This is a genomic window from Paucilactobacillus kaifaensis, from assembly GCF_005405145.1.
Classification (GTDB): domain Bacteria; phylum Bacillota; class Bacilli; order Lactobacillales; family Lactobacillaceae; genus Paucilactobacillus; species Paucilactobacillus kaifaensis.
Genome location: NZ_BJDM01000019.1, coordinates 26,180 through 32,822, shown reverse-complemented (window position 1 = coordinate 32,822; position 6,643 = coordinate 26,180). Strand labels below are relative to the sequence as shown.

4 protein-coding genes are annotated in these 6,643 nt (G+C 38.1%); 3 read left to right on the top strand and 1 reads right to left on the bottom strand.

Features of this window, described 5'->3' with window-relative positions; genetic code table 11:
• The first annotated feature begins 231 nt into the window (after positions 1-231).
• From spxB to FFM51_RS07460, 3 genes are all read left to right on the top strand, one after another.
• A complete protein-coding gene (gene spxB / locus FFM51_RS07470) occupies positions 232-1,977 on the top strand; it encodes a pyruvate oxidase (RefSeq protein WP_137598016.1) in 1,746 nt (581 codons plus the stop codon).
• Positions 1,978-2,122: 145 nt separating this feature from the next.
• On the top strand, positions 2,123-3,730 hold the full coding sequence (locus tag FFM51_RS07465; protein WP_137598015.1) for a xylulokinase: 1,608 nt from the start codon (positions 2,123-2,125) through the stop codon (positions 3,728-3,730).
• Positions 3,731-3,746: 16 nt separating this feature from the next.
• Positions 3,747-4,475, top strand: a complete 729-nt coding sequence (locus tag FFM51_RS07460; RefSeq protein ID WP_137598014.1) for an L-ribulose-5-phosphate 4-epimerase — start codon at positions 3,747-3,749, stop codon at positions 4,473-4,475.
• Positions 4,476-4,553: 78 nt separating this feature from the next.
• On the opposite strand, the gene FFM51_RS07455 is transcribed toward FFM51_RS07460, so the two are convergent.
• A complete protein-coding gene (locus tag FFM51_RS07455) occupies positions 4,554-6,611 on the bottom strand; it encodes a BglG family transcription antiterminator (protein ID WP_137598013.1) in 2,058 nt (685 codons plus the stop codon).
• Positions 6,612-6,643: the final 32 nt, after the last annotated feature.

The following is a 6,643-nucleotide window of genomic DNA, read 5'->3' as shown; positions in this document are numbered from 1 at the left end:
ATAAGGATGTCATGTCCTTTTAATATGCAAAAAAATCTGATATTGGTTATTTACCAACACCAGATAGTGTAGACCCGTTTTATCGATGAAAAATGGAACTCCACAATCAACATTAGAAATCACAGTAATTAAAATTCCTTGACTATTAATCAAAAACAGATTATCGTAGTTAATATGTTCTTTACTTACAAAAAGTAAGCAAAAGTTAAACACGTGAAAGGTGATAGTAAAATGTCAAAAATGAAAGCAGCACAGGCGTTAGCAAAAGTTCTCGAAAGCTGGGACGTCGATCATATTTACGGTATTACAGCTGATTCGATTAATAATACTGTCGATGGTTTATATGAAGAGCGTGAAAATATTAAATATATTCAGGTTCGTCACGAAGAAGTTGGTTCTCTTGCTGCAGCAGCAGATGCAAAATTAACTGGTAAAATTGGTGTTAGTTTCGGTTCTGCCGGTCCAGGGGCAACGCATCTATTTAATGGCTTATATGATGCTAAAATGGACCATGCGCCAGTTTTGGCAATTGTGGGACAATCAAAAACACCAGTTATGAATACGAACTTCTTCCAAGAAATGAATCAAGATCCAATGTTCGTTGATGTAGCGGTGTTCCATAAACAGGTTGTCAGTGCAGATCAGATTCCATACGTTGTTGATGAAGCAGTTCGGGCGGCCTATGCGCAAAAAGGACCGGCAGTTGTGATTATTCCTGATGATTTGTCTGGGCAAGAGATTGAATTTGAACCATTTAAAACAGCAAATGTTTTTCGAAATGAAGTAGAAACAAAATTTGATCCAGCGACAATTGATCAGACCGTCAAAATGCTTAAACAAGCAAGTCATCCTGTATTATGGATTGGCCGAGGATTAGCTGGTGCTCGCCAACAAGTTGTTGAATTATCTGAAAAGTACAAGCTCCCTGTTGTGACTGCAATTCCGGGAACTGGAATTATGCCTAACGATCATGAAAACTTTATGGGTTCGATGGGTCGTTTGGGAACTAAGCCAGCTTTTGAAGTAGCTCAAGGCGCTGATTTAATTTTATTTATTGGAACCAACTTTCCGTTTGCACGTTTCTGGCCGGAAAGTGTTAAGGTTGTGCAAGTTAACAACAATGCTGAGGATTTAGGCAAACAACATGATGCTGATGTTACAATTTTGGCTGATGCTAAAGACTTTTTGAATGCTATTTTGGCGCAAAAAGAAGAGCTGCCTATGAGTAATTGGTTGAAGGCAGCACAAACAGACAAGGCTAATTGGGATCAGTGGTTACTAGATTTAGCCGCAGATGACAGTGCTGGTTTACGAGCAGAAAGTGTTATTCAGGCAATTAAGGAAAATGCTACAGATAAAACTGTATTTGGTTTAGATGTTGGTAACAATACTGAGTGGGCCATGCGGCAAATACCGTTGAACAAAGACCAAAAGTTTACACTCTCTGGCTGGTTTGCAACCATGGGATATGGACTTCCATCCGGAATGGCCGGTAAATTAAGTTATCCAGACCGTCAAGTATATAGTATTTCTGGTGATGGCGGCTACGCGATGGTAATGCAGGATCTGTTAACTGAAGTAAAATATGATTTACCAGTGATTAATGTCGTTTTGGAAAATAAATCATTTGGTTTTATTGCCCATGAAAAAATTCAAGCTAATCAAGCCCCTTATGGAATTGATTTATTAGGTGCCGATTGGGCCAAAATTGCTGAAGGAATGGGCGCAATTGGTTTGACGGCGACAGACTTACCTTCACTAAAGGCAGCTTTTGCTAAAATTAAGGAGTTAGAAGCCAGTGGTAACAAGAAACCAATTGTACTAGATGCCAAAATTTTGGATATTGATCCAGTTGATACTAGTTTCATGCCTCTTGATCCTGATAAATTTGATCAAGAAATGATTGATGGCTTTAGGAAACAGTACGAATTGGGAGATCAACCAGCACTTAGTGAAATATTAACTAAATTAGGGTAATGAGGAAAAATACGACGAAGAGTCGTATTTTTTTGTTTGATTTGTTATATAAATATTGTTAAGCGTTGATTTATACGGACAAATATTTTACAATAAAGTCGTTGCTTTATACCCTGAGTCATAATAAAACAGTGGAGGTTTTTCCATGAGTGTAGATGAAATTAAGAATCAAATTGTAAGCGGACACACATCACTTGGAATTGAACTTGGATCTACTCGAATCAAAAGTGTGTTAGTGTCGGATGATTTTCAAACAATCGCGTCTGGTGATTATGTTTGGGAAAATGAGTTGGATCACGGTATTTGGACGTATTCATTGGATAAAATTTGGGATGGTATCCAAACTAGTTACGCTAACCTAGCTACTGAGGTTAATGATAAGTATGGTACTGAATTAAAAAATGTAGGTGCTATTGGTGTCAGCGCAATGATGCATGGCTATATGGCCTTTAGTAAAGATGACGAAATCCTAGTACCATTCAGAACTTGGCGCAATAACATCACATCTCAAGCAGCAGATGAATTAACGGAGTTATTTAACTTCAATATTCCAGAGCGATGGACTATCGCTCACCTATACCAAGCAATATTAAATAAGGAAGAACACGTTAAGAATATTGATTTTGTTACTACACTTGATGGCTATGTTCACTATAAGTTGTCAGGGAAACGTGTGACAGGAATTGGGGATGCTTCTGGGATTTTTCCAATTGATGAGCAGTCGGCAGATTACGATGCATCATTATTAGAAAAATTCCGTCAGCTGCCTGCTGTTAAGCAATATCAATGGGATGTTAAGGACGTTTTACCAGAAGTCTTAGTGGCTGGTGAAAATGCGGGGCAGCTTTCTGAACAGGGAGCTGCATTGCTAGATCCGAGTGGTCAGTTACAGGCTGGCGCTTTAATGGCTCCTTCTGAAGGTGATGCTGGTACTGGCATGGTATCGACTAATGCGGTTCGTAAGCGAACGGGAAACATTTCGGCAGGAACATCTGCGTTTTCAATGGTTGTGCTTGATCGGCCAATGAAGAAAGTGCATCGCGATATTGACATGGTAACGACGCCAGATGGTGCACCGGTTGCAATGGTGCACACCAATAATTGTTCATCTGATATTAATGCTTGGACCAATTTATTTAGTGAGTTTGCTCGCGCTATTGGTGCTAATTTGAAGCCTAATGATTTGTACGCAGCACTATTTGATAGTTCTTTGCGTGGAGATCAAGACGCTGGTGGGCTAGTTAATTTCAGTTATCTTTCCGGCGAAAACATTACTAAAATGTCTGAAGGTCGGCCAATGTTCGTTCGTAAACCAGACAGTAACTTTAATCTTGCTAATTTCTTTAAGGTACAACTGTATTCTGCATTTGCGCCACTCAAGATTGGAATGGATATTTTACTACGTGAAGAGCACATTAAGACAGATGTTTTGATTGCTCAAGGTGGTTTGTTCAAGACACCAGTGGTTGCTCAGCAAGTACTAGCAGACGCCCTTAATACACCGATCACAGTCATGGAAAATGCAGGTGAAGGTGGGCCATGGGGGATGGCTGTTTTAGCATTATTTGCTAAGAATCATCAAGATGGCCAGACATTGGCTGATTATCTTGATAGTGAGGTATTTTCTGATCCCGACAGCTCTACTTTAGAACCAGAAGCAGTAAGTGTTTTAGGGTATGAGAAGTTTATTGATAACTATAAGGCAGCTTTACCAGCTGAAGGACAAGCTGTAGAATCAATGAAAATGAATTAAGAAGGAGAATAATTAAATGTTAGAGAAGTTAAAGCAAGAAGTTTACGATGCCAACATGCGTTTGCCTAAGCTAGAGCTAGTTACGTTTACTTGGGGAAATGTATCTGGAATTGATCGCGATAAAGGGTTATTTGTCATCAAACCATCTGGTGTGGAATATGATGATTTAAAGCCTGAAGATATGGTAGTTGTGGATTTAAAAGGTGAGGTTGTTGAGGGTGAAATGAACCCTTCTAGTGATACGCCGACACACACTTATTTGTACAACCACTTTCCTAAAATTGGTGGGATTGTGCATACGCATTCTCCTTGGGCAGTTTCATTCGCGGCAGCTAAGATGGATGTGCCAGCATTAAACACAACTCATGCGGATACATTCTACGGTGGTGTGCCAGCTGCAGATGCCCTCACTAAAGAGGAAATCGAAGAAGATTATGAAGGTAACACAGGAAAAACAATTGTTAAAACTTTCAACGAACGTGGTTTGGACTATGAAGCGGTGCCAGCTGCGTTAGTCAGCCAACATGGTCCATTTGCCTGGGGCCCTACACCTGACAAAGCTGTTTATAATGCTAAGGTGTTAGAGGTTGTTGCTGAAGAAGATTACCACGCACTTCAACTAACTCGCGAAAATATTGAATTACCTCAATATTTGTTAGACAAACACTATTACCGTAAGCATGGAGCTAATGCTTATTATGGTCAAAATAATGCTAAATCACAAGATCATGCAGCGCGAAAGTAGAACTTAATAACCAATACAATAAAAAGCCAAAATCACAAAGATTTTGGCTTTTTCTGTTTTAATAATAGTTAAATTAGGCTAATTATCAAAAAGGTGCTTAGCTTGAGAAACGCTGTTGACCTGTTTAAGTTGGTTGAGCCACTCATAATTCTGCAGTTTTTGTAATAATTGAGCTAATGCACCCAAATGGCTTTCTTGATCAATGGGAGCCAAACCAATGATGATAGTAACATCATTTTCAGGATGACCGTTAGTCTCTATTTTAATTGGATACTTAGAGATTAGCAGACTTAATCCAAGGTCGTGGACCCCATCGTTAGGCGTGGCATGGGCCAAGAATACACCATTACCAAGGTTCATATACGGGCCGTTTTCTTTAGTTAGCGAAATAATTTTATCTACATATTCCGGCGCAACGATATGCTCATCACTGAGAGGCTTAAAAGCAGTTATAAGTGCCTTATGCCATGACATTGGGTTCTGCAGGCAAGTAATATGGTTTTTAGTAATTAAGTTAGCTAGTGTATTTTTTTGTTCTTCAGTTTCAATAATTTTCTTATTACTGGTATTGAGAGATTGTAGATAATTAGATAATGCGTTTTTTAGGCCTTCAATATTCTCAATCCGAACAAAGTCATTGATGACATCTAAAATTGTATCAACGTTTAAAGTGTTGCTGGTACTATTTTTTTGCTGTTCGAACCCGATAAAGTTATCAATGTGCTTAATATTATCGTCAGTTAGTATGGGAGATACTCTAATAACATTTATTTTTGAAGAAGTGGGTAAGTCGATTGTTGAAATAATAAGTTTTACATCTTGTAAATTGTAATTTTTAAATTGAAAAACGCTTAGTGGTTGAGAAAAGTTAATTTGTGGATAGAGGGATGTCAACTGATTTCGCAGTAAAACAGACGTTCCGATTCCACTTGAGCAAACTAGTAAAATATCTGGGCGTATCTCAGTTACCTCTGCCTTATTGCGCAGTTGCCCACCAAAGTACACTGCAATTAATGCGATTTCGTCATCGGACAAATGACAATTAGCGAAACTTTCGAATGGACGAATTGCCATCTGAGTGAATACAAATAGTTCGTGATAATTGTTAATAATTGTTTTTAGATCTGGATGAGTATATTTAATTCCAAAGGTAGCGCGATAATAGGTACTAACTAAATGAGTTGTGAGTGAATTTTCGAGAACGTAGGCGGGAATGTCAGATCCTGATAGAGCGTTGAAACGATCGATGACATTGCGTGTAATTGGTTGAATCCGATTAATTAATTCATCTGATTTGTTAACTTGATAAAACTGGGTGGCATTAACAATTTGGGCTAAAAATACAGATTCAAATAAATTATTAATATTGAAATGAGTCAATAAACTATAAGCCCACTTAGTATCATAATTTCTTGAGCTTTTGTAAGAATTAGGTAGTGACGTTAAAATATTTGTTTTGTGTTTAAGCCGGTTAATCAACCATAAAATGAATTCGCTCATCATCATAATAGCGTCATCACTGAAATAGTTTTTGGAATTTTGTTCTAGTTGGTGCAGTTTATCTTGAATGAAATCAATGCTTGCTGGATCAGGTTGAATAAAACCATAAATTAGAGATTGTGCGTCATTAAGTTGCTCTAAGACCCACCCTCGAATGGTAACTTCTGGACCAAAGACCTGTTTACCATTAGCAGTTTGTTTTAGTTTCAGCCCACGTTGCAAAAGCAACCGTTTGATATTGTTCAGATCGGAGATAGCTGTGTGATTTGAGACGCTGAACATTGAAACAACGTCGTTGATGGAAACAGTCGTGTTATTAATTAAATACCAAGTAATCAAAGTTTGTCGTTTTTCTTTGGATAATGCTGAATAGTTCTTATTGCTGTCTTGGCTGAATTTTTCATCCAAGCTTTTTTTGGTCTCAGGGGTCAAAAAATAACCAATATTGTGCAGGTTGAGCACTGGATCTAAATTAACTTCCTCTAACTCTTCGTTGATTCTGTGCAAGAGATAAAAAATACCGCGCCTTGAAAGATGCAGTGAGTTTTCAAGGGTATCAACTGTGAGATAGTTGTTCGATTGATTCAGTAAATCAAGCAGTTCGTTGCCATGTTTAATTTTTGTGAAACTAATCATAATTGGATACACCCTTTTAAATGCCTATGAAC

Bases quoted from the DNA above. Each gene is read 5' to 3' on its own strand.
- FFM51_RS07455 (WP_137598013.1), bottom strand. From the start codon at position 6,611: ATGATTAGTTTCACAAAAATTAAACATGGCAACGAACTGCTTGATTTA.
- spxB (WP_137598016.1), top strand. From the start codon at position 232: ATGTCAAAAATGAAAGCAGCACAGGCGTTAGCAAAAGTTCTCGAAAGC.
- FFM51_RS07460 (WP_137598014.1), top strand. From the start codon at position 3,747: ATGTTAGAGAAGTTAAAGCAAGAAGTTTACGATGCCAACATGCGTTTG.
- FFM51_RS07465 (WP_137598015.1), top strand. From the start codon at position 2,123: ATGAGTGTAGATGAAATTAAGAATCAAATTGTAAGCGGACACACATCA.